Genomic DNA, 22,925 nt, shown 5'->3' with positions numbered 1-22,925 from the left:
TCTGCCGGCGAGCTACCGGAAGGCGTACGAGCGGAAGCTGCGGGCCCGGCCGAAGGAGAAGCTCCCCGCGGCGTGAGCGGGGAGTCGAGAGCCGAGCCCGAAAGATCCGAAGGCGACGGAAGGCCGCTCCGTCTCCGAGTTTCGGCCCGGCCGCCGCGCCCGCGGGGCCGCCCTTTCGTTCGTTTCGTTTGATTCCGCCAGCGGAGCCGACCCGAACGCTCCCGCCCCGCCGCGGCGGTCCGGTCAGGAACCGTGCCAACGAAGACCCGGCACCGAAAACGCACCGCGAAGGAAGCACCTCACACGGTTTGCGGGCGGGAGGTCGTCCCGGTCTAGACTATCCGGCCGCCGACCCGCGCCAGTGGCTCGCTGGGTGGGCGTCCATCCTCCCAGGAGAACGCCGATGCCGGAAATCAGCGTCCCAGCCGACCAGGTCTTCCCCATCCTGGAACGGAACATCCTCGTCGACGGCTTTCATATCGTCATCGACCTCGAGCGGTCCTATGGGAACGTGATGGTCGACGCCCGCGACGGCAGGGAATACCTCGACTGCTACGGGTACTTCGCCACCCTCCCTCTCGGGCACAACCATCCGAAGATGCGCGATCCGGATTTTCAGCGGTCGCTGATGCGCGCCGCCCTGGCCAACCCGGCCAACAGCGACGTCTACACCAGGGAGTACGCCGCTTTCGTCGAGACATTCCGCCGGCTCGCCGTCCCCGACGGGTTCCGTTACCTGTTCTTCATCGCCGGCGGCGCTCTGGCGGTCGAGAACGCGATGAAGGCCGCTTTCGACTGGAAGGCCCGCCGAAACGCCGCGCGGGGCATTTCCGGCGGCGGCGACAAAATCCTCCACTTCGTCGAGGCGTTCCACGGGCGCAGCGGATACACGCTTTCCGTGACGAACACCGATCCGACGAAGACAGCCTATTTCCCGAAGTTCGACTGGCCGCGCATCAGCAACCCCAAACTCCGATTCCCCGTCGACGAGGCGGAGGCGGAGGCGGCGGAGCGCCGAGCGGTCGAGGAGATCGAGGCCGCGTTCGCCCGGGACCCCCATGGCATCGCCGCGATTCTGATCGAGCCGATCCAATGCGAGGGCGGCGACAACCACTTCCGCCCTCAGTTCCTTCAGGAGCTCCGCAGGCTGGCCGACGAACACGATGCCCTGCTGATCTTCGACGAGGTGCAGACCGGGATGGGGGCGACCGGGTCGATGTGGGCCTTCCAGCAGCTCGGAGCCGTCCCCGACCTCATCGCTTTCGGCAAGAAGACCCAGGTCTGCGGAATCATGAGCACGACGAGGATCGACGAGGTGCCCGACAACGTGTTCCACGTCTCCTCTCGAATCAACTCGACCTGGGGCGGGAACCTCGTCGATATGGTCCGCTGCGCGCGATACCTCGAGGTGATGCACGAAGACCGCCTCGTCGAAAACGCCGCTCGCGTCGGACGGATCTTCCTCGAAGCGCTCGAGGAGCTGGCGGGGCGCCACGGAGCGGTGAGCAACGTCCGGGGGCGGGGGCTTTTGCTCGCGTTCGACCTGCCCGACGGTGAGCGCCGCGACAGGGTCCGCAGCGCCTGCTGGGACGCCGGCCTGGCGACCCTGGCGTGCGGCGAGCGCTCGATCCGGTTCAGGCCCGCCCTGATCTTCGGAGAGGAGGAGGTGGGGCGGGCGGTGGAGATCCTCGACCGGGTGCTCCCCGCGGCCACGTGAGGCGGGCGGCCGCCGGGCCGCCCGCCGTCCCGGTCAGGAGCAGCCCGAGGTGGCGCCGCAGTTGATGCACGCGTAGCAGGCGCCGTTCCGGACCATGATGGTCCCGCACTCGTGGCACGGGGGAGCATCGGCCATTCCGGCCCACACCTTCTGCTCTTCGCCGGCCAGAGACTCCCGCGCCCTGTCCGCAGGAGGCCGCTCCGCGCCGGGCTCCGGCTTCTCGAGGTCCCCGGCACCGCCGGCGGCGTCCTCGTTGTCGAGGAACTTCAGGGCGAGCCAGCGGAAGATGTAGTCCACGATCGACTTGGCGATCGGGATCTCCGGGTTGTTCGTGAATCCGGAGGGCTCGAACCGCACGTGACTGAACTTCCTGACCAGGACTTCCAGCGGCACGCCGTACTGGAGCGCCAGGGAGATCGCCGTGGCGAACGAGTCCATCAGGCCCGACACCACCGAACCCTGCTTCGCCATCACGACGAAGATCTCCCCCGGCTGCCGGGTGTCGGGATACAGCCCGACCGTGATATAGCCCTCGTGGCCGGCGATCGAGAACTTGTGGGTGATCGACTCCCTCTCGTCGGGCAGCCGGCGCCGCAGCGGCCGCGCCGTCTCGGTCTTCGCGGCGGCACCGGTGCTGAGCGGCTGGGTCCGCTTGCAGCCGTCCCGGTAGATCGCGATCGCCTTGAGTCCGAGCCGCCATGCCTCCAGATAGGCCTGCTCCACGTCCTCCACCGTCGAGGACTCCGGCATGTTGACCGTCTTGCTGATGGCGCCCGACAAGAACGGTTGCACGGCGGCCATCATCCTCGCGTGCCCCATCCAGTGGATCGCGCGCTTCCCGCCACGGCCGGGGAACGAGCAGTCGAAGACCGCGAGGTGCTCTTCCTTCAGATGCGGCGCACCCTCGATCGTCTCGTGCTCGTCGATGTAGTCGAGGATCTCCTGGATCTGTGTCGCGTCGTAGCCGAGCCGCCGCAGCGCCACCGGCACGGTGGTGTTGACGATCTTGATCATCCCACCGCCGACCAGCCGCTTGTACTTGGTCAGGGCCAGATCCGGCTCGATGCCGGTCGTGTCGCAATCCATCATGAAGGCGATCGTTCCGGTCGGCGCGAGCACGGTGGCCTGGGCGTTCCGGAAGCCGTATTCGCTGCCGAGCCGTTCCGCCTCCGCCCACACCTGCCGGGCCGCAGCCAGGAGGTTCGGCTCCACGAGGTCGTCGGGCAGCGCCTCCGCGTGGGACCGATGCCTCGCGATCACCTCCAGGAACGGCTCGCGGTTCTTCTCGAACTCCGGGAACGGCCCCCCGTGGTCGCGGGCGATCTCCGCCGATGTCCGGTACGCCTCCCCCGACATCAGCGCCGTGATGGCCGCGGCGATCGCGCGCCCGCGGTCCGAGTCGTACGGAACGCCGAGCGCCATCAGGGTGGCGCCGAGGTTGGCGTATCCGAGGCCAATGGGGCGGAAATTGTGGGAGTTCTCGGCGATCTTCGCCGTCGGATAGCTCGCGTTGTCGACGAGGATCTCCTGGGCGAGGAACGTGACCGACACCGCGTGCCGGAACGCCTCCACGTCGAAGGTGCCGTCGGACCGGAGGAACTTGCGCAGGTTGAGCGACGCGAGATTGCACGCGCTGTCGTCGAGGAACATGTACTCCGAGCACGGGTTCGAGGCGTTGATCCGGCCCGAGTTCTTGCACGGGTTCCACCGGTTGATCGTCGTGTCGAACTGCAGGCCCGGATCGCCGCACTCCCAGGCCGCCTCGGCGATCTTCCGGAACAGATCCCGCGCCTTCATGGTCTCGACGGGCTTGCCGGTCGTGACCTCACGCGTCGTCCACTCGCCGTCTTCGACCACGGCCCGCATGAACTCGTCCGTGACCCTGACCGAGTGGTTGGCATTCTGGAAGAAGACGGAGTCGTACGCGCCTCCGGGGACGTTGAACGACGGATCGTAGCCCGCCTCGATCAGGGCGTGAGCCTTGCGCTCCTCACGGACCTTGCACAGGACGAACTCCTCGATGTCCGGATGATCGGCATTGAGGATCACCATCTTCGCCGCGCGCCGCGTCTTCCCGCCGGACTTGATCACGCCCGCGAACGCGTCGTAGCCGCGCATGAACGACACCGGGCCGGACGCCGTCCCCCCACCCGCGAGCTTCTCCTTCGAGGAGCGGATCACGGAGAGGTTGCTCCCCGTGCCCGATCCGTACTTGAACAGCATGCCCTCGGTCTTGGCCAGGTCGAGGATCGAGGCCATCGAATCCTGGACGCTGTTGATGAAGCAGGCCGACACCTGGGGATGCGGCTCGATCCCGCAGTTGAACCAGACCGGCGAGTTGAAGGCCATCTGCTGGTTGAGCAGCATGTGGACCAGCTCGTCGTGGAAGGCATCCCGGTCCGCCGCGGTGGCGAAATAGCCGCCCTTCTCCCCCCAGCGGGTGATCGTGTCGACCACGCGGCTCACCAGCTGCCGGACGGAGGACTCGCGCTCCGGGGTGCCGAGCGTCCCCCGGAAATACTTCTGGGCCACGATGTTGGTCGCCGTCTGGGACCAGCTCTTCGGCACCTCGACATCCTTTTGCTCGAAGACGACGGTGCCGTCGCCCGAGGTGATGCTGGCCGTGCGCTTCTCCCAGTCGACCGCTTCGAACGGGTCCTGCCCCTCGCGCGTGAACAGCCGTCGGATCGTCAGACCCGGCCCCCCTCCGAGCGTCGTCGCCGGCATCGCCCGGCCGCTGTCGAGCGGGCGCGTGGTTCCCGTGGGCTCGGGTTCGCGTGCGGGCATCTCCTGATGGCTGTTCTGCAAGGGCATGCGATCCTCCTCCATTGAACCGGCGTGCCGGTCCGGTTTCTTCTCTCCCTGTTCGAGTGGCCGCCGGGGACCTCCTCTCCCTACGCCGACCCTCCGGAAAGGTGCGACGAATCCCGAACAGGGCCGGCCGGCAGCGACCGGCGCAACGTATCGCGACCGAGCGCCCGTTGTCAAGACCCGAACCACAAGATATAGGGCTTCTCCTCGGTCGATAGCCCAACATATAGGAATAACACGACTTGCTCCCCGCCGCACGGCAGGCTCCGGCCCGGTGCGACGGCGCGGCGGCCACCGGCACGCCGACTCCTGGACACGTACCGGTGCGCGTGCTATCACTTCCCGCGCCCCGCCGCCGCCGGCACGCGGGGCGCGCGTCGGTTTCGGGGCGTTAACTCAGTGGTAGAGTGCCATCTTCACACGGTGGAAGTCGAAGGTTCGAATCCTTCACGCCCCACCAGACGCCCCGCTGGATGTGGCCGGGGAACCGGTCGACGAGAAGGGGGCCGCTAGCTCAGCTGGGAGAGCGCCGCGTTCGCAACGCGGAGGTCGAGGGTTCGAATCCCTTGCGGTCCACCAGTCCGTCCGGCCGCCGCGGTCCGGATTCCTGTCAGACTGACCCAGTACGTCAAAACGACGCGGGCCCCGTCACCCGATGGTGACCGGCAACCCTTCCCGAGCCAGTACCTTGCTCCCGGTCCCTTGCCACGGGTCCATGGCACACATATTGCTCTTCTCCGGGACGAATGGCTCCTTTTCCTCTACCTGCCAGGCCCTCCACGAGGGCCTTCTTTTTTGGCCCGAACCGGCCCAGAAGCGGCTTTTCCGGCCTTCGCGACCGCTCCCGCCCGGCGCCCCCGGCGCCTGTCCGGGGCGGGGCGTGCCGCCTCAGCCGTTGCGCTTTGCAACAGGACGGGGCATAAGGGACCCGTGGCCGGGTCCTTTTCGATCGCAGGCCGGTACGAGGTGGTCGCCCCGATCGGCGCGGGCGCGGCAGCTACCGTCTACGAAGTCACCGACCGGGAAACCGGTCGGCGACTCGCCCTGAAGCTCCTCCGTCCGGAGGGAATGGCCGATCCCGCCTCGCTCGTCCGCGCCTTCCATCGGGAGTTCAGCCTCCTGACGGAGCTGCGGCACCCCCACCTGGTGGCGGTCCACGACTTCGGCACCGCGAGGCCCCCGGGCGAGCCGGAAGCGCCGGAACTTCCGTACTTCACGATGGACCTGGTCGCGGGCCAGCCCGCTGCGCGGCTGCGATTCGGGGAGTCGCGATGGTCGGATCTCGCCAGGATCGCCGACGCCGTCCTCGACGCCCTCGGCGCTCTCCACGATCGCGGGCTGGTTCATCGGGACGTGACGGCCAGCAACATCCTCGTCGGCGCCGATCTGGACGATGAGCCGCCCCCGGTGTGGCTGATGGACCTCGGTCTCGTCGACCGCGCGAGGGACATCGGGGACGGGGTCGTTCGGGGCACGCTGGCGACGGTCGCGCCCGAGACGCTGCACGGCGGGCGGCTGGACGGCCGGGCCGACCTGTACAGCCTCGGATGCGTGCTGTTCCGGCTCGCCACCGGGCGCGACCCCTTCACGGGCGCCACCCCCTGGGAGCTGCTCCGGGCGCACCTCCGCGAAAGCGTCCCGGACCCTCGCACGCTCGTACCGGGACTTCCCGACAGTCTGGCGGAGCTCATCCTCCGCCTGATGGCGAAGGACCCGGCCGACCGGCCGGCGACGGCCGGGGAGGTCCGGGAGGCGCTGGCGCCTCTTTCGGGCCGCCGGCCGGACCGCGCGCCTCCCCTGCGAAGGCCGTTGGCCCCCGCCTTCTGCGGCCGCCGGGAGCTGATGGAGCGTTTCGAGGCGGCCCTCGAGCGCGTGAAGTCGGGAGCGGGCGAGGCTTGGATGGTCATGGGCCCCGGCGGCTCGGGCCGGTCGCGGTTGCTCGGAGAGTTCCGCCTCGCCGCGCGTCTCGCCGGGGTCGAGGCGGTGCTCGTGCGCTCCGACGAGGCGCCGCGCCGCCCTCTCGGTCTGGCCGGCCGGATCGCGGCGGCGGTGACCCCCTCCGGCGGGGACGCCGCGATCGAGGAGGTTCTGTCCCGGAGGACCGCCCCCCTCGTCCTGTTGGCGGACGACGTGGACCGCGCCGACCACGCATCGAGGGAGAAGCTGGTTTGGTTGGCCCGAGCGGCCGGGGCCTCGCTCCCGTGCCTCGTCGTGATCACCGCCCGCCCCTCCGACCCGCTCGAGAGCGCCGCGCCGTGGACCCACCTCGTCTCGCTCCCCCCTCTCGACGCCGAGGCGGTGGCGCGGATGGCCGCTTCGATGCTCGGACGCCCGTCCCTCCCCGCCGAGTGGGGCCGAGCGCTCGCGGAGCGCACGGGCGGCATCCCGCTGCTCGTCGAAGAGACCGTCGAGGCCTTGGTCCGCGCCGGCCGTGTCGGAAGGGAGCCGGCCGGACCTCCCGAGAAGATCCTGGCGGAGCTCGGCGAGCCGGGAACGCGATCCCGGGAGTGGCTGCAGTCCTCGTGGGATCGCCTGGGGGATGGCGGCCGGGCGATCCTCGCGGCGCTCGCCGTGGCCGCCGAGCCGCTTCGACCGGCCGATCTCGAGGCGCTCGACCCGCGCCTCGCGCGAAGCGCGACGCAGTTGGACGACCTCATCGAGGCGGGACTGGTCCGCCGCGTGCGAACGCCCGACGGGTCGATGGCTTTCCTGCTCGCCGCTCCCGCTCTCGCACCGGAGATCCTCGCTCTCTCCGACGCGCGGACCGTGCGGACGCTGCACCGGAGGTGGGCGGAACGGCTCGCCGATCGGCCGGAGGCGAAGGGCCAACGGGCCCTCCATCTCCTCGACGCCGGAGAGACCGAGCAGGCCCTTCCCCTCCTCGCCGCCGCGATTCGAGAGGCGGTTTCCGGAGGTGCTCCGCTCGAAGCGATCCGGCTCGCCGACCGCTGGCTCGCCGAGCCCTCCGGCTCTTCCTCTCCCGACGAGGCCGCCGTGCGGCAGGCCCGCGCCGAGGCGCTCGCGGCCGCAGGGAGACTGGCCGAGGCCGAGGAGGAGTTCGCGCTGGCGGAGCGCTCGGCGCGGGCCGCCGGCCCCCCCGGGACGCTCGCCGCCGTCCTGTGTGCCGCCGGGGCTTTTTACGCGAGACGCGGCGAGGTCGACCGGGGCTTGGCGATGCTCGAGGAGTCGCTCGCCCTGTTCGACGAGCTGGGCGAGACCCGCTCCGGCGCCCTCGCCCTGGTCGAGATCGGCGAGACCTTGGAGCGCCGGGGGCTCGCGCGGGAAGCGGAGGCCCGCCTCCTGTCCGCACTGAGCCAGGCGCGCCGTTCGGGCGACGGGGATCTCGCCGCGCGCGCCGGGATCGGGTTGGGACGCCTCGCGCTCGCCGGTGGCAACGAGGGGGCGGCGATCGAGCGCTTCCGCGAAGCCGAATCGGAGGCCGGGCAGGCCGACCTTCGGGGCGCGGCCGCTCGCGGGAGGCTCCTGGCCCTGCTGACGGCCGGGGAGACGGGTGAAGCGGTGGAGCTGGGCCGCCGCCTCGTGGAGGAAGCGCGCCGCGCCGGCGACCTCGCCGCGGAGGCGGCCTCCCGAACGTGCCTGGCCCGCGCGCTCGCCGGATCGGGGCGCCGCTCGGAAGCGATCCAGGAGCTGCTCGCCGGGGAGCGGCTTTGGACCCATCTGGGGCAGGAGTCCGAGCGGCTTTCTTCCGCCGCTTTCCGGGCCGGCATCCTCCTCGAACTCGGCCGGGTGAGGTCCGCCGAGGAGCTGGCGACCGGGACGCGCGACGCCGCACGGGCGGCGAAGGCGGGCTCGGCTCTGGCCGCTTCGGAACGGGTTCTGGCGAGAGTGCTCGCCTTCGTCGGGCGGGCGCAGGAAATCTCCTGGGACACCCTGATCGGTGCGGAGCGGCGAAGCCTCGAGGGCTGGGTGCACCTTCGCGCCGGCCGGCCCGAAAAGGCGCGGGAAGCGTTTCAAGAGGCGGTCTTCCTCGCCCGGCGGGACGGTGCGCCGCAGGTGGAGCGGGACGCGCTGTGCGGCCTCGCCGAGGTCTGCCTGGCGGTCCGGGACGACGATCGCCTTCGCCTCGCCCTGCGCCGGCTGGAGCGCGCGGCCCACGGGCGCCGCGACCCGGAACTCGACGCGCTGGTCCGCCTCCTCGCTGCGGAACGCGAACTCCAGCGTCCCGACGGCGACCTCAAGCGAGCGGTGGAAGAGGCCCGGGCCGCGGGCGAGGCGCTCGAGCGCGCGGAGAGAGGGGATTGGGCGTGGCGGGCCTGGGGAGCGCTCGCCGCCGCAGCGAGACGCCTCGGCGACGCGAGCGCCGCGTCCGAGGCCGCCCGCCGAGCGAGGGCGGGACTCGAAGCCTTGCTCGGGGCGATGGACCGGGCCGACCGCGAGCGGTTCCGCTCCCAGCTCCGGGCCCGGAACGTTCTCGAGCAGGAAGCGGCGTCCAGCCGGACGGTGGCCCCGCCGCCTTCTGTCCCGGCGGCGGGTTCCCGGAGAGTCGAAGCGCTCGAGCGTCTTCTCGAGATCAACCGGGCCCTCAACTCCACCCTCGAGCTCGACGCCGTCCTGAGGACGCTTCTCGACACCGCCGTCGAGCTCACCGGCGCGGAGCGCGGGTTCGTGCTCCTCGAGGAGGGGGGCGAGACGTCGACGGAGCTGGCTCGGGGTGCCGGGGGCGAGGATCTCGCGGGTCCCGACCGGGAGCTGAGCCGTTCCGTGGCCCGCCGCACGATGGAAGACCGGCGCGCCCTCCTCGTGCACGACGCGCTGTCCGACGCCCGCCTGTCGCGGGTGGCCTCGGTTCACGCCCTGCGGCTGCGCTCGGTCCTCTCCGTCCCGCTCTCCGTCCGCGGCCGGGTCGTCGGCGCCATCGTGCTCGACTCCCGCCGGGCGTCCGCGCTGTTCGATGCGGAGCATGTTCGGCTGCTTTCTCTCCTGGCGGACCAGGCCGGCATCGCCATCGGCAACGCGCGACTCGTGGCCGAGTTGCGGCGCCAGGCGGAGGAGATCCGGCGCCTGAACGAGCGGCTGCAGGAGACGGTCGAAGAGCAGCGCGTCGAGCTGCTCGAAAAGCAGTCCAACCTCGAGGTGAGGTTCCGCTACGACTGCATCGTCGGCGCATCGCCCGCGATGCAGAAGGTCTACCGCACTCTGGACAAGCTCGTTCACACGGAGATCCCCGTCCTGGTGACGGGCGAGTCGGGAACGGGAAAGGACCTCGTCGCGCGCGTCCTCCACTACAACGGCCCGCGAGCGAAGAAGCGGTTCGTGACCGTGAACTGCGCCGCTCTGACGGACACGCTGTTGGAAAGCGAGCTCTTCGGCCACCGCCGCGGTGCCTTCACCGGCGCGGACCGCGATCGGAAAGGACTGTTCGAGCAGGCCGACGGCGGAACGCTTTTCCTCGACGAGATCGGAGAAATGCCCCTGGCCCTGCAGCCCAAGCTGCTCCGGGCCATCCAGTTCGGCGAGATCCGGCGCGTGGGGGAGGATGCGCCGCGACACGTCGACGTGCGGATCGTCGCGGCCACCAACCGGGACCTCGCGACGATGGTCCGCGAAGGCCGGTTCCGCGAGGATCTCTTCTACCGGCTCGACGTCGGCCGGGTCCACCTCGCACCGCTCAGGGAACGGATGGAGGACATCGGCCTGCTCGTGGAGCACTTTCTCCAGCAACAGGCCGCGAAGGAGGGACGGCGGCCGCGGTCGATCGAACCGGCCGCTCTGCGGCTGTTCCTGCGCTACGACTGGCCGGGGAACGTCCGGGAGTTGGAAAACGAGGTCACCCGGCTCGCCGCCTTCACCGAGGGCGACGTGATCACCGAGGTCGACGTCCTGGAAAACGCTCTTTTCCTCGAGAGGGCCCGCGAGCGCCGGGCGCCCGCGCCGGTGGGCACGCTCGAACAGACGGAGCTCGAGCAGATCCGGCAGGCGCTCCGGGCAGCCGGAGGCAACCGCACGCGCGCCGCCCGGATGCTCGGCATCGACCGGTCCACGCTGTACCGGAAGATCCGGAAGTACGGTGAACAGCTCGGCCTGCGCTGAGCGCCTCGCGGCGATCCTCCTGCTCGCCGCGGCGCCGTTGGCCGCCGCGGGCTGCGCCCCCGGCGGACCGGGCTTCGACTCGCCGAGGCCGGGCCGCCTGCCGGAACACCCGGTGTTCCAGCCCGAGCCGTCCCGCGCGGCGCGGCGCGTGCTCCTCGCCGTGCGCTCCACCGACGGAGACCTGTCCTGGCAGCGCCCGATCCTGGAACGCCTCCCGCGCTACTCGAAGGTGGAGCTCCTCGTCCCGGAGGAGCTCGAGTCCCGCATCCGGGAGGAGCTGCTCAGCCGTCCCGTACCCCCGTCCGTGGAGATCGTCCCCTACGGCCGCCCGGCGCCGCCGTGGAGCGCGTTCTTCCTCCTCCTCCCCGATCGCGACCGCCTCGTCCGCGTTCTTCCCCAGGACGAGGAGTTGGCGTTCCTTCACGGGACGCGATGGGCGCAGGACCTCTTCGAGGTCGTGCGGGACGGCGCGGAGCTCGTCCTGCTGGCCCCGTGGGTCCAGCGCCATCTGCTCGGCCCCCCGGACGCGGCACCCGGCCGCCTCGTTCCCGACACCGCGTTCGTGGATCACCTCCGCCTGCCGGGGGCGAGGGTCGCTGTCCTTCCCGCGGCGTTCAACGGGGGCAACGTGGTGGCGGACGTGGTGGGGGGGCGCCGGGTCGTGATCGTCGGCGGCGATGCCGTTCGGAAGACGCGCACACTGGCGCGCGCGTTCGGAGATGCACCGCCGGGTCCCGCGGAGCTCGCGCGGCTGTTCGGCCGGGCCCTCGGTGCCGACGAGACCGTGATCCTCGATCCAGGCCGCCCGCAGCCGGCTCTTCTGTACCACCTCGACCAGGTCATCCTCCCGCTCGGGGAGGACCGGATCGCACTGGCCCTTCCGCAGGTCGGCCCGGGCGACCCGCCGGCGGTCCGAGACGCGGCGGCCTTCGCCGTTCGGCTCCGGTCGCGCCTGTCGAGGCTCGGTTACCGGATCGTGGAGATCCCCGTATCGGGGGCGGACCTCGCCGCGTACCGCCATCCGCTGAACGCGGTGCCTTACACCGACGCCGAGACCGGCCGGCGGACGTTGCTCCTGCCGCGGTTTCCGGGAGGCGCGGCCTTCGACCCCGCCCCCTTCGCCGAGGCCGGCTATCGCGTCGTCGAGGTCCCCACGGCGGCGAGCGATCTCAAGGGCGGCGTCCATTGCCTCGTCAACGTCCTGGAGTGAACGGTCGCGGGCGTTGCACGATGCAACGGGCGCGGACTCTGCAACACCGCGGGTCCCGCCGGGGGCCGGGAAAGGCGTTCTCGATCGTTCGTTGTTGTGCGCCGGCCGGCTCGCCGGCTGGCACACCGGTTGCAGTACTGGGGGGCGCGAAGGCGGAAAGACCCGACGGAGGACCCGGAGAGCGGTTACAACCCAAAACGCAGCGCCCAGCCCAAGAGGGTCCTACGACCCGCCCCGTTCTCCGGGACCTCCTGTCGGGACACTCCGCCGCGCCGACCGACCCGCTCCTTTTTCCGTGGCGACCAAGCGCTCCGAAGGCCCGCCGTCAGGCGGGCCTTTCCGCTTGATGGCCGCGGCGCCGGCGCGAGCCCATCCTGTCAAGGGAAGCCCCGTCCCGCGCGCCGGCCCCTCCGGAGCGCGGCGGGGCGCCGCAACGAGAGCTCTCGCCGGGAGCCCCGATGCGCCTGCGCGTGCTCACCTACAACATCCACCGCGCGATCGGCGTCGACCGACGGTTCCGGCCCGATCGCATCATCGAGATCCTCGAGCACCACGACGCCGATATCGTCCTCCTCCAAGAGGTCGACGAGGGGGTGCCGCGCTCGCGGGAGATGGACCTGGCCCGGGAATTTTCCCTCGCCCTCGGCTACGAGCACTACGCGGTGGGGCACAACGTCAAGCTTCGCCGGGGACGGTACGGCAACGCCACGCTCAGCCGCTACCCGATCCTCCGCGAGCGCAACATCGACCTCACGATCGGCCGCCGCAAAAGGCGCGGCTGCCAGCACACCACGATCCGGCTTCCCGCCGGCGCCCCGCCCCTCGAAGTGTTCAATCTCCACCTCGGGCTGTCGGCGCGGGAGCGGGCGCAGCAGCTCGGCGTTCTTCTGTGCAGTCCGGAGTTCGCTCGACTGGAGCCGAGCCGCCCGTGCCTCGTCGGCGGGGATTTCAACGACTGGCGGTCGCTCCTCCGGCCGACCCTCGTCTCGGGCCTCGGTTTCCGGTGCGCCACCGACCGGGGCGGCACGGCCCGGCCGATTCGAACGTATCCGTCCTTCTCGCCCACGGGGCCGTTGGACCGGATCTACTATCGCGGTCCGCTCCGCCTGGAACGCGTCCGGCGTTGCCGCCTGAACCGGTCGAAGGTGGCCAGCGACCACCTGCCCGTCGTGGCGGACTTCCGTCTCGCCGCCGGCGGCTGAGGGCGGGGCGCCCGAGGCTCTCGCCGGGAACCCCCGGCTGCTGGTAACGTTCGACCGGGATGGCGACGCTGCGCGCGACCTCACCGGACTCTCGCGGAATCCGCACCGTCCGCCTCGCCGCCACCCGGATCCTTCCGGCGGCCGCCCTCGCCGCGGCGCTCGCGCCGGGGCGTCATTGGGGCTTGGCCGCCCTGGGTCTCGCCGTGCCGGCGCTCGTGGCGGTCGCCGCCGGAAGCCGGCGCCTGGGACCCCGGGACTCCCTCGCAGCCCTCGCCTTTCTCCTCGCGGCCGCCGTTCCCGCGCTGCCCGATCTCCGGCCTCCCGGCGAACCGGCGGATCTGCTGCCGGTCGCCACCGCCGAGATCGAACGCGTGTGGCACAGGTGGGTCGATCGGCTGGACCGGGCGGTGAGCGACCCTCCTCCGGCCGGGGGCGGCTACACCTGGGTGGAACGCCGGCAGCGGGGCTTGGGACCGGGAACCGGTCTCGAGGTGCTCTCCGCCGACGCGGCGACGACCCACGTCTGGTCGGGATGGACGACCGTGTTGACGCCGGCGGAGCGCGAGGTGCTCCTCCGGGCGCTCGATAGCCCCCCGGCCGTTCTGGTGCTGAGGCGCGGGCTGGCGCTGCGGCTCCTCGTGGCGCGGCGGGCGGCGGGTCCCCCGGGGGCGGGGCTGATCGTCGCCGCGGAGCGGCCGCTCCCGCCCGAACCGGACGCCGGGGAGATGGCCCGGGCGGTCCCGGCGGGAGTCACGGTGCGCGTCCGCTGGCAATCGATCGGGGAGGGCGTGCGAGCCCGGTTCGGTCCTTCCGGGCCGGGCGGGCCGCAGGTGGCCTTTTGGTCCCTCGTCCCGCTCATGGTTCCCGGTTCCAGGCGCGCCGGCCTCGCCAGCCTCGGAATGCCGCCGGCCGCGGAACTCGCCGCCCGGCGTGCGGACACCCGGCGGCGTCGCGCCGCCTGGTGCGGAGCCGCGGTGCTCGCCGGGCTCGCCCTGGTTTCGGGGAGTGGGTGGTGGCGTTTTCCCTTGGCGCGCCTGCTCCTGGTCCTCGCACCGCCGAGTGTCGGGCCGCGGGATTGGGGGTCGCTTCTGCTCCGGGAGCCGGCGGGAGCGGCGCTCACGATGCTCGCCCTGGTGGGGGTGGCCGCCTCCGTCCCCCTGGGACGCCGTGCGTGGATCCGCCGGTCGGCCTTGGCCGCCGGGGTGATGTTGGCGTTGGCGGGACTGCTCGCGACCGGAGCTGGCACGCTGGCCGCAGGCGGCCCACCCACGGCGAGCGCCCGGTTCACCGGCCTGTCGCGCCTGCTCGGCGTGGACTGGTGGGGCTCGCTGGCGCTCGGCGGGTCCACCTGGGCGGGACTCCTGCTCGCGTTCCGGGCCGGCGGGGCGCGTCCGGCGGTCGCCCTCGCCGCGGCCGGCCTCGCTGCCGGCATCGCGTCGGGGGCCGTCCACGCCGCCTGCTTGACTCCGGCAGCCCGCCGTCGGACCGAGCGAGGTCTGGCCCGGTCGCTGCGCGAGCGCGAGCGGCTGTGGACCCGCGACCTGATGGAAACGCTGGATCTCGCGGTCCCGCCACCACAGGCCGAGGTCCTCGCTCCCGATCGCGATGCGATCGACCTGTGGTGGCGTTCGCCCCTGGGCCGAGACGGGTTGGCCTCGGGCGTGTGGAAGTACCGGCCGGGGGAACCGGACGTCCCGTCGGACGCGTTCGTCTCCGGGCTGCCTCCGGTCGCCCCGCGATCGCGCCTCGTGAGCAGGGATCCGGAAGCGACCGGCCCGTTCCCCCACCGGATCGACGGGCCGCGTCTGGTGGAACTCGAGCGCATCAGCGGAACGGTGACGCTGTTGACGGTCGAATCGCTCCGCCCCGACGGGGGGAGCTGGGTGGCAGGGGTGCTCGTCGCTCCGGGCAACCTTCCCGGCCGTCGCGGGGACGATCCTCTCCTCCGAGCCCGCTCCGGTCCCCGCCCCCCGCGCGTGCTACCCGATCCCGTCCTGGAGCCCCGTCTGGCCTGGTTCGACGAGGCGGGCCGCCAGCTCGGCGCCGAACTGGACGCCCCGCCCGCCCCACCGCGGGCACCCCCGACACGCGCGAGATGGCGCTTGGCCCGCCTGAAGGGCCGCCCCGCGTGGCTGTACGAGATGCCCGACGCTTCCGGGACGGTGACGGCGGTGCTCGTGCCCCCCGACGGGCTGACGCTGGCCGCGATCGCCCTCGGCTGGGGCCTGTGGTACGGGGCACTGGCGGCGGCATGGGCGTGCGTCGGCGCGCTCCTGGCCGCGCCGCGCCGCGTCGTCGGCCGGACCGTGTCGCGGCTCGCCCGGCTTGCCGGCGAGTTCCGCACGCACCTCGCCGTCTCCCTCGTGGCGGCCGGACTCCTTCCGCTGCTCGTCCTCGGGGCCGCCGGGAGGGCCGCCGCGCGGCGGCAGGCGCAGCACCAGCTCACCTCCGAAGGCGCCAGCGCCGCGCGCATCGCTCGCCGACTTCTCGAGGACTTCCTCGCCGTCGAGGGGAAGAGCGCGTGGCTGCTCGGCGGCCGCGACGAGAGGGACGCCATCGCTTCCTGGATCGCCCGGGAGCTGGGCGAAGACCTCTTCGCCTGGGAGAACGGTGAGCTGGTCGCCACCAGCCGCCCGGACCTCACCCGCGCCGGGCTGTGGCCCTCCCGGCTCCCGGGCCACATCGAACGCGCGATCGCCGTGAGCCGGGTCCCGCTTCTGCTCGAACCCGCCTTCGCGACCGGCCCGCTGGTGGCGCACGGCCCGTACCGGGCTCCGGGGGAGATGGAGGCCGGCGTCCTCTCCGTTCCGCTCCGCGGCGCCGAACGGCGCTTCGAAGCGGAGGTCGTGGGAGTGGACCGCGCTCTGGTGGTGAGCGCCGGTTTGCTCGTCGCACTGGCGGGCGCCCTTCTCGTCCCGGCCACGCGCCGGCTCGTCCGCCCGCTCTCCCAGCTCGAGAGGGCCACCTCCAGCATCGCGGCCGGTCGATTCGACGTGCCCGTTCCGGAAACCGGCTACGCGGAAACCCGGGCACTCGCCCGTGCCCTGCGGGCGATGGCGGAATCGCTCGACCGGCAGCAGCGCTCCCTGGAGCGACGGCGGGCGGCGATGGAGGCGTTGATCGAGAGCATCCCGGTGGCCGTCGTCGCGCTCTCGCCCGGCGGGGTCGTCTGGGCCGCGAATCCCCAGGCGCGGCAGCTTCTCGGGGCGGAACCGGGATGGCCCTTGCCGGAATCCGGGGGACCGCTACGGAGCGCCGCCGCCGCCCTCGCGCGGGCCGGCGGCGCGAAAACGGAACGGGTGACGCGCCGGGAGGCGGGCGAAACGGCGGTGTACCGCCTGGAGGCCGTCGACCTGCCGGGGCCGGCGGGCGCGGGCGATCCATCCCGGCTCCTTGTCGTCGAGGACCTCACCGATGCGGTCCGCTCCGAGCGGCTGGTGGCGTGGGCCGAGATGGCGCGCCGGATCGCTCACGAGATCAAGAATCCTCTCACCCCGATCAGCCTCATGGTGGATCACGTGCGGAGCCTGCGGGAGAGCCGGGATCCCCGGCTCCCGGAGGTCCTGGACCGGTTTCTCGGGACCATCGCCGAACAGGTGGCCGTCCTCCGGGAAACCGCCGGCGATTTTTCCGACTACGCCCGCCTGCTCGTGTCGCGCCCCGAGCCGGTCGATCTGCCCTCCCGCATCCGGGAGTGGCTCTCCCCGTACCTCCTCGCGCCCCCCGAGGGCGTCAGCGTCAACCTCGAGGGGCCCGACCGGCTGCCGGACGTGATGGCCGACCCCCGGCTGCTCCGGCGCGCCGTCGTGAATCTCGTCGACAACGCGCTGGCCGCCGTGGCGCGCGGGGGCCGGGTGCAGGTGCGGTGGGAAGGAGACGCCGACGAGGTCCGGATCACGGTGGAGGACGACGGGCCGGGAATCGCCCCCGAGAAGGTGGCGGAACTCCTCGAGCCGGATGCGACGACGAGGAGGGAAGGTAGCGGGCTCGGCCTGCCGATCGTGCGCGAAGCGGTGGCCGCCCACGGCGGCCGCCTCGAGATCGACACGGCGCCCGGCCGCGGGGCGCGATTCACGATCGTGCTGCCGGCCGGGACCGGCCCGGCGGGAAGGGCTGGTCCCTCCCCCGCCGGAGACCGAGGTTGACGGGGGAAATAACCCCTGGATGGGAGGGCTCGTGAGGACCGTCGACAGACACGGTGTTCGAACGCTGGCGCGTGCAGGGGCCTGCCTGCTGCTCGCAGCCGTCGCCGCCGCCTGTTCGCGACCGGAATCCGACTCCCCTGAACCGGCGGCCGGGGGAACCCTGGTGGTGGGCATCCCGGCGGCCCCCGATTCCCTGAACATCTACCTGGCACGGAGCTCCGCGTCGCTCCTGGTGGCGAACCGCGTCCTCCCGCGACTCGCCGAGGAACGCCTTCCGGACGATCGCCACGAGGCGGGGTTGTTTCCCCTTCTCGCCGAGCGCTGGGAGACGGAGGACGACGGGCGGACGCTCGTGTTCCACCTCCGGCGGAGCGGCCGGTGGACGACGGGCGATCCGATCACCTGCGAGGATGTGGCGTTCACCTTCGAGGTCCAGACATCCGAGAAGATCGCCTGGCGCGCCGCCTCCATCAAGCGGTTCGTCGAGAGCGTGGAGTGCCGTGACGACGCCACGCCGGTGTTCCACTTCACCCGCGCCTACCCGGGGATGGTCATGGACGCCAACGATCTCCACATCCTCCCGCGCTCGCTCCGGGAGAGGCCGTTCGACACCTGGCGCGAGATCGACTGGAACCGCGAGCTCCCGGCCGCCGGTCCGTTCCGGCTGGGAGAGTCCGCGGACCCGCAGGAGATCGTCCTCGAGCGGCACGACGCGTACTACGCCGATCCTCAGTTGCCGTGGCTCGATCGCCTGGTGCTGCGCGTCGTCCCGGATCCCGCCGCCCGGCTCGCGCAGTTGCTCTCCGGCGACATTCACCTCGCCCTGGCCCTCTCTCCGGACGCCGCCGCCCAGGTGGCGAGGCGGGCCGACCTCATGGTCGTGCGAAGGCCGCGGCCCGCTTACACGTACGTCGGGTGGAACGTGCTCGACCCCGCGGCGTACCGGGATTACCGCGCGGCCCGGCTCCGGTGGTGCGACCGGGAAGGCCGGTCCCACTGCCCGGACGATCCGGAGGAGGTGGCACGGCTGGCGCGCGAGCATCCCCACCCTCTGTTCGGCGACGCACGCGTCCGCAAGGCGCTCACGCTCGCCATCGATCGGGAGACGATCGTCGATACCGTGCTGCTCGGGGAGGGAGAGGTTCCGGCGTCGCCGATCCTGGCACCGCTTCCCGACCACGACCCGAACCTCGCCCCTTGGCCGTTCGATCCGGACCGGGCCAAGGCGCTCCTCCGCGATGCGGGGTTCCGGGACAGCGACGGCGACGGCACCCTCGAAAAGGACGGCCGCGACTTCGCCTTCGAACTCCTCGTGCAGGCGGGAAACCGCACGCGCCGGGATGCGGCGGTGATGATCCAGAGGGACCTGGCCCGGCTGGGGATCGCCGTGACGGTCCGTCCCGTCGACAACTCCGCGTTCTATCCGCTGATCGCAAGGCGCGAGATGGACGCGTGGATCGGTGGTTGGCTGACCTCCCTGCGAACCGACATCGCCGATCTTCTGACGGCCCGCGCCTGCGGCTCGGAAGGCAACAATTTCGGGTCGTGGTCCGATCCGGAGGGGGACCGTCTCGCTCTCGAGGCCACGGAAACGCTCGACCCGAAGCGGAGGGCCGAACTCTGGCACCGGTGGGAGGCGGTCTTCCACGCCCAGCAGCCGTACACGATACTGTTCCGGGCGATGCGGCTGACCGGGGTCAGCCGCCGGGTGCACGGCGTCGAGTCGATGCTGGCGAACGACGATCTCGCCGGGGTGGAACACTGGTGGCTCGAGCCCGGCCGCTGATCGTCGCCCTGCTGAGGAGGACGGCGGGGGGCGCCCTCACGGTGCTCCTCGTGGTGACGGTCGCGTTCGCGCTGCTCGAGCTGTCGCCCGGGGAGGCCGGCTGGGCCGAGGATCCGACGCTCTCGGCGGCGGACCGCGCGCGGTTGCGCGAGGCGTTCGGCCTCGACCGCCCGCCGCTCGAGCGTTACCTGGCGTTCCTCGGACACGCCCTCCGCGGCGACCTCGCGGTGTCGATCAGCCACCAGCGTCCCGTCCGCGACGTTCTGATCGACGCCCTGGGCCCGACCGTCTTGCTCACCGGGTCGGCGATCGTCCTCGCCTTCGCCATCGGCCTCGCCGCCGGAACCCGGGCCGCGGTGCGCCCCCGCGGCGCCACCGCCGCCCTCGTCCACAGGTGGCTCCCGGCGCTCGACGCGCTCCCCCCCTTCTGGCTCGGGCTCCTGGCCGTCTACCTCTTCGCATGGCGCCTCGACCTTCTCCCCGCGTCCCACATGCACGATCCGGGAGGCGGGGGCGCGCTCGACCTCCTCCGGCACCTGCTTCTTCCGTGCCTCGTTCTCGGTGTCCCGGGCGCCGCCCCGGTGGCGCGTCACCATGCCGCCGCCCTGGGACGCGAGCTCTCGGCTCCGCACGTGCGAGCGGCTCGGGCCCTGGGCCTGGGGCCGGGGCGGATCCTCCTCCGCGCCCTGCGTGGCTCGCTGCATCCGGCCGTCACGCTCCTCGGGCTCTCCCTGCCCTCCCTCGTCGGGGGCGCGGTCGTGGTGGAGGTCGTCTTCTCCTGGCCGGGGCTGGGCCGCGTCCACCAGCAGGCGTTGGCCTCCCGCGACGTGCCGCTGGCCCTCGGGGGCCTGGCGATGATCGCCGTGCTGGTCGTCGCCGGAGCGGCCCTTTCCGATCTGCTCTCGGCATGGCTCGACCCGCGGTGGCGGGCCCCGGAGCCGAGGGGACGATGAGCCCGCCCCGGATGGTCCCCCGGACGGTCGGGCTGTGGGGCGTGCTCGCCCTTCTGGGCGGCATCCTGGTCGCTCCCTCCCTCCTCCCGCTCGATCCTTTCGGCTCGCCCGATCCGGCCGCGCTGCGACTGCTTCCTCCCGGGTCGCGCGTCCCCGCGCTGGTGCGCCGGGACGGCCGGATCGTTCCGGTGGCGGGACGCGGGGCGGCGGGAGCGGGGATCGCCGGTGGCTGGAGAGTCGAGGGAGAAGAGGTGCTGTACCGGCGCGGGCCGCGATGGCGGCGCCTCCCGCTGCGCGATCTCGAGGTCGGACCGGACGGGCGGCCGGTCGTGCGCACGCTGTGGTACCCCCTCGGCACCGACCGGCTCGGTCGCGATCTCGCCGCCCGCCTCCTCGCCGGGGGCCGCACCTCGCTGCTCATCGGAATGGGGAGCGTCGCCGGCGCGGCGCTCCTCGGGGCGGTGATCGGCCTCGGCGGGGCCCTCGCCGGCGGCTTCGTGGACGCCGCCTTGTCCCGACTCGGCGACACCCTTCTCGCCTTCCCCCGCGTCGTGCTGGTGATGGCGCTCGCCGCCACCGTGCGGACCGGCCCCGTGGGACTCACGCTCCTGATCGCCGCGACCGGCTGGCCCTCGCTGGCCAGGCTGGTCCGCGCCGATGCCCGGGCGCTGGCTCGGTCGGAGATGGTCGTGGCCGCGCGAGCCTCCGGAGCGGGTCCGGCCCGGATCGCGTTCCGCCACCTCCTCCCCCACGCCCTGAGCACGCTGGCGGTGGCGGCCGGGCTGCGGATCGGCCCCTTCGTGCTTCTCGAGGCGTCGCTGTCCTTCCTCGGCTTCGGCGTGCCGCTGCCCCTGCCGTCGTGGGGTAACATTCTGAACGAAGGCCGCGACGTGCTGTTCGAGGCGTGGTGGGTCACGACGTTCCCGGGCGCCCTCCTCGGACTCACGGTGATCGCCTTGAACGCCGCGGCCGACAGGCTGCGCACGCGGCTGGAGGTCCGGCGCGGGTGAGCCGGAGGGGCCGGTCGAGGACGAGGTTGGTACGGTGCAGGGCGGATACGTCGACGCGCACAAAAGGTACCGCATCCTGAACGAGCTGGGCGCCGGCGGATTCGCGCGCGTCTTTCTGTGCCGGGACCGGATCACGAGAGAGCTCCGGGCGGTCAAGGTCGCCAACCGCATGGGCGACGAATCGCTCCTGCGCGAGGCGCGCGGGCTGAGGTACATCTCCCACCCGGGTGTCGTCAGGGTGCACGAGGTCGGCGAGGACGAACGAGGCCGGCTGTACCTCGTCATGGACTTCCTCGAGGGGCCGACCCTCTCCGACCTGCTCGAGTTCCACCGGCGGCTCCCCGTCGCCGTGGCGGTGGATCTGTCGATCGAGCTGGCCCAGGCGCTCGAAGCGATCCACGAGCAGGGCCTCGTCCACCGCGATCTGACGCCGGCGAACATCATCGTGGAACGACGGTCGAAGCGGCCGATCCTGTGCGATTTCGGAATCGCGCGCGATCTCGGACTGTCGACTCAGACGGGGTCGGGCGCCGGAACGCTGGCTTACATGCCCCCGGAGCAGATGCGCGGCCACGCCACCCAGCGGACCGACATTTTCGCCCTCGGCGTCGTCCTGTACGAGATGCTCACGGGCAAGGTCCCGTGGGGCGAGGCGAAGACGGCGATCATCGCCTATCGGATCCTGCGGCTCGACCGCCGCCGGCTGGCTCGGCAGATGAGCGGCGTCCCGGAACCGCTCCGCCCGGTGCTCCTCCGGGCCCTGGCGCGCGACCCGCGCCGGAGGTTCGCCTCGATGGCGGCCTTCCGGCGAGCGCTCGCCGAGATTCCGATCCGGAGGCGGGGGCGGAACCTCGAGCAGCTCCTCGACGCTTACTACGACATCCGGCGCATCTGCGCCGGGTGCGGGACCGACCTGATCACCCACATGCGCTATTGCCCCGAGTGTGCCGACCGGAAGCGGCTCGTCTGGTCGGACCGCCTACCGGGGCGCTGTCCGCGCTGCTCGTGGGAGCGGAGCCCGACTTGGAACTACTGCGCGTGGTGCGGAACGGAGTTCCTCCGGCCGCGCCGCGGCAAGGATCCGTGCGAGTGCCGTGGCCGCTGCCCCTCGTGCCGGCAGGCCGTGCCGCTGTACGCCCGGTTCTGTCCCCACTGCCGGGAGAGCCTCTCTTGGGACATCGAGTTCAAGGTCCCGTGTCCCGGGTGCGGCTGGGGCGTTTCCCCGCGCTGGCGGGGATGTCCTTGGTGCGGCCGCCGCCTCCACCGCCGCCGGAAGGCGGCACGGAGCCGCGAGAGCGCGGCCCTCTGAGCCGTCGACGGGACCCCGCGCGCGTCCTAGATTCCCCAGGGGGGGGCGGCGGAGGATCGGTCCCGTGGAGACTTCCGGAACGCTGGCGAACACCGCCGAGCAACTGACCGCGCTGCTGGAGCAGGAGGTCGCCGAGGGGCGCGTGGACCTGCCGGTCATGCCGGAGGTCGCCACCAAGGTTCAGCAGGTCACGCGGCGCCCGTACCACAATGCCCAGGACCTCGCCCGTGTCATCGCCCTCGATCCGTCGCTCGCCGCGAACATCGTCAAGGTGGCGAACTCGGCGCGCTACGCCGGCCTGAGCGAGGTGACGGACCTCGATCGGGCCATCGCGCGACTGGGAACGGACATGGTGGTGGCCGTGGTCGTCGGCGTGGCGGGCAAAGCGATGTTCCGTTGTCCCATCCCGGAGCTGCAGGCGTACCTCACCTCGTGCTGGCGCCGTTCCCTGTTCGTCGCCGCTGCGGCGCGTCACCTCGCGAAGCGGGCGGAGGCGACCGACGAGCAGGCGTTCCTGGCCGGGCTGCTCCACGCGATCGGGGAGCCGCTCCTGGTCCGTGCGTACGCCGCCCTCGTCGAGGAGGGCCGCTGCGAGCCGATGCCGGCGGAAACCGTGGTGCGGGCGGTCGTCCCCTTGTCGCCGCGCGTGGGAGCCGACCTGCTGGCCAACTGGAGCGTCCCGTCCCTCGTCGTCGACGCCATCCGGTATCACGACGCCCCCCACATGGCAC

11 protein-coding genes and 2 tRNA genes are annotated in these 22,925 nt (G+C 72.1%); 12 read left to right on the top strand and 1 reads right to left on the bottom strand.

The window, feature by feature from the left end:
• The first annotated feature begins 403 nt into the window (after positions 1 to 403).
• Positions 404 to 1,717, top strand: a complete 1,314-nt coding sequence (locus D6718_04665; GenBank protein ID RMG46951.1) for an L-lysine 6-transaminase — start codon at positions 404 to 406, stop codon at positions 1,715 to 1,717.
• A 33-nt stretch (positions 1,718 to 1,750) separates the two neighbouring features.
• On the opposite strand, the gene D6718_04660 is transcribed toward D6718_04665, so the two are convergent.
• Positions 1,751 to 4,546 (bottom strand): vitamin B12-dependent ribonucleotide reductase, encoded by a 2,796-nt coding sequence (locus D6718_04660; GenBank protein ID RMG46950.1) that lies wholly within the window; start codon positions 4,544 to 4,546, stop codon positions 1,751 to 1,753.
• A gap of 367 nt (positions 4,547 to 4,913) precedes the next feature.
• Here D6718_04660 and D6718_04655 point away from each other — a divergent pair.
• The 11 genes from D6718_04655 to D6718_04605 form a co-directional block, all read left to right on the top strand.
• Positions 4,914 to 4,988 (top strand) — tRNA-Val (locus D6718_04655).
• Between the two features lie 43 nt (positions 4,989 to 5,031).
• A tRNA-Ala gene (locus D6718_04650) sits at positions 5,032 to 5,107 on the top strand.
• A gap of 216 nt (positions 5,108 to 5,323) precedes the next feature.
• Positions 5,324 to 10,579 (top strand): GAF domain-containing protein, encoded by a 5,256-nt coding sequence (locus D6718_04645; protein RMG46949.1) that lies wholly within the window; start codon positions 5,324 to 5,326, stop codon positions 10,577 to 10,579.
• Entirely contained in the window at positions 10,557 to 11,789 is a 1,233-nt protein-coding gene (locus tag D6718_04640) for a hypothetical protein (protein ID RMG46948.1), read from the top strand. The genes D6718_04645 and D6718_04640 overlap by 23 nt, the downstream gene beginning before the upstream one ends.
• 458 nt (positions 11,790 to 12,247) lie before the next feature.
• Positions 12,248 to 12,991 (top strand): endonuclease, encoded by a 744-nt coding sequence (locus tag D6718_04635; GenBank protein RMG46947.1) that lies wholly within the window; start codon positions 12,248 to 12,250, stop codon positions 12,989 to 12,991.
• A gap of 59 nt (positions 12,992 to 13,050) precedes the next feature.
• The gene (locus D6718_04630) at positions 13,051 to 17,136 is read left to right on the top strand and encodes a HAMP domain-containing protein (GenBank protein RMG46946.1); all 4,086 of its coding nucleotides are present in this window, start codon (positions 13,051 to 13,053) and stop codon (positions 17,134 to 17,136) included.
• Positions 17,137 to 17,155: 19 nt separating this feature from the next.
• A complete protein-coding gene (locus D6718_04625; GenBank protein RMG46945.1) occupies positions 17,156 to 18,922 on the top strand; it encodes a hypothetical protein in 1,767 nt (588 codons plus the stop codon).
• Positions 18,589 to 19,875, top strand: a complete 1,287-nt coding sequence (locus tag D6718_04620; protein RMG46944.1) for an ABC transporter permease — start codon at positions 18,589 to 18,591, stop codon at positions 19,873 to 19,875. The genes D6718_04625 and D6718_04620 overlap by 334 nt, the downstream gene beginning before the upstream one ends.
• On the top strand, positions 19,830 to 20,885 hold the full coding sequence (locus tag D6718_04615; protein RMG46943.1) for an ABC transporter permease: 1,056 nt from the start codon (positions 19,830 to 19,832) through the stop codon (positions 20,883 to 20,885). The genes D6718_04620 and D6718_04615 overlap by 46 nt, the downstream gene beginning before the upstream one ends.
• Positions 20,886 to 20,919: 34 nt before the next feature.
• Positions 20,920 to 22,194 carry a hypothetical protein gene (locus D6718_04610; protein ID RMG46942.1) on the top strand — a complete coding sequence of 425 codons (1,275 nt, stop codon included), beginning with the start codon at positions 20,920 to 20,922 and terminating at the stop codon, positions 22,192 to 22,194.
• Positions 22,195 to 22,792: 598 nt separating this feature from the next.
• Positions 22,793 to 22,925: hypothetical protein (locus D6718_04605; protein ID RMG46941.1), on the top strand; the 133-nt coding region annotated here is incomplete at its 3' end.

Source organism: Acidobacteriota bacterium, assembly GCA_003696075.1.
Lineage (GTDB): Bacteria > Acidobacteriota > Polarisedimenticolia > J045 > J045 > J045.
Note: the sequence above shows the minus strand (reverse complement) of the source record. Positions and strands in the feature narration are given on the sequence as shown.

Bases quoted from the DNA above. Each gene is read 5' to 3' on its own strand.
- D6718_04635 (RMG46947.1), top strand. From the start codon at position 12,248: ATGCGCCTGCGCGTGCTCACCTACAACATCCACCGCGCGATCGGCGTC.
- D6718_04625 (RMG46945.1), top strand. From the start codon at position 17,156: ATGGGAGGGCTCGTGAGGACCGTCGACAGACACGGTGTTCGAACGCTG.
- D6718_04630 (RMG46946.1), top strand. From the start codon at position 13,051: ATGGCGACGCTGCGCGCGACCTCACCGGACTCTCGCGGAATCCGCACC.
- D6718_04665 (RMG46951.1), top strand. From the start codon at position 404: ATGCCGGAAATCAGCGTCCCAGCCGACCAGGTCTTCCCCATCCTGGAA.
- D6718_04660 (RMG46950.1), bottom strand. From the start codon at position 4,546: ATGGAGGAGGATCGCATGCCCTTGCAGAACAGCCATCAGGAGATGCCC.
- D6718_04615 (RMG46943.1), top strand. From the start codon at position 19,830: ATGGCTCGACCCGCGGTGGCGGGCCCCGGAGCCGAGGGGACGATGAGC.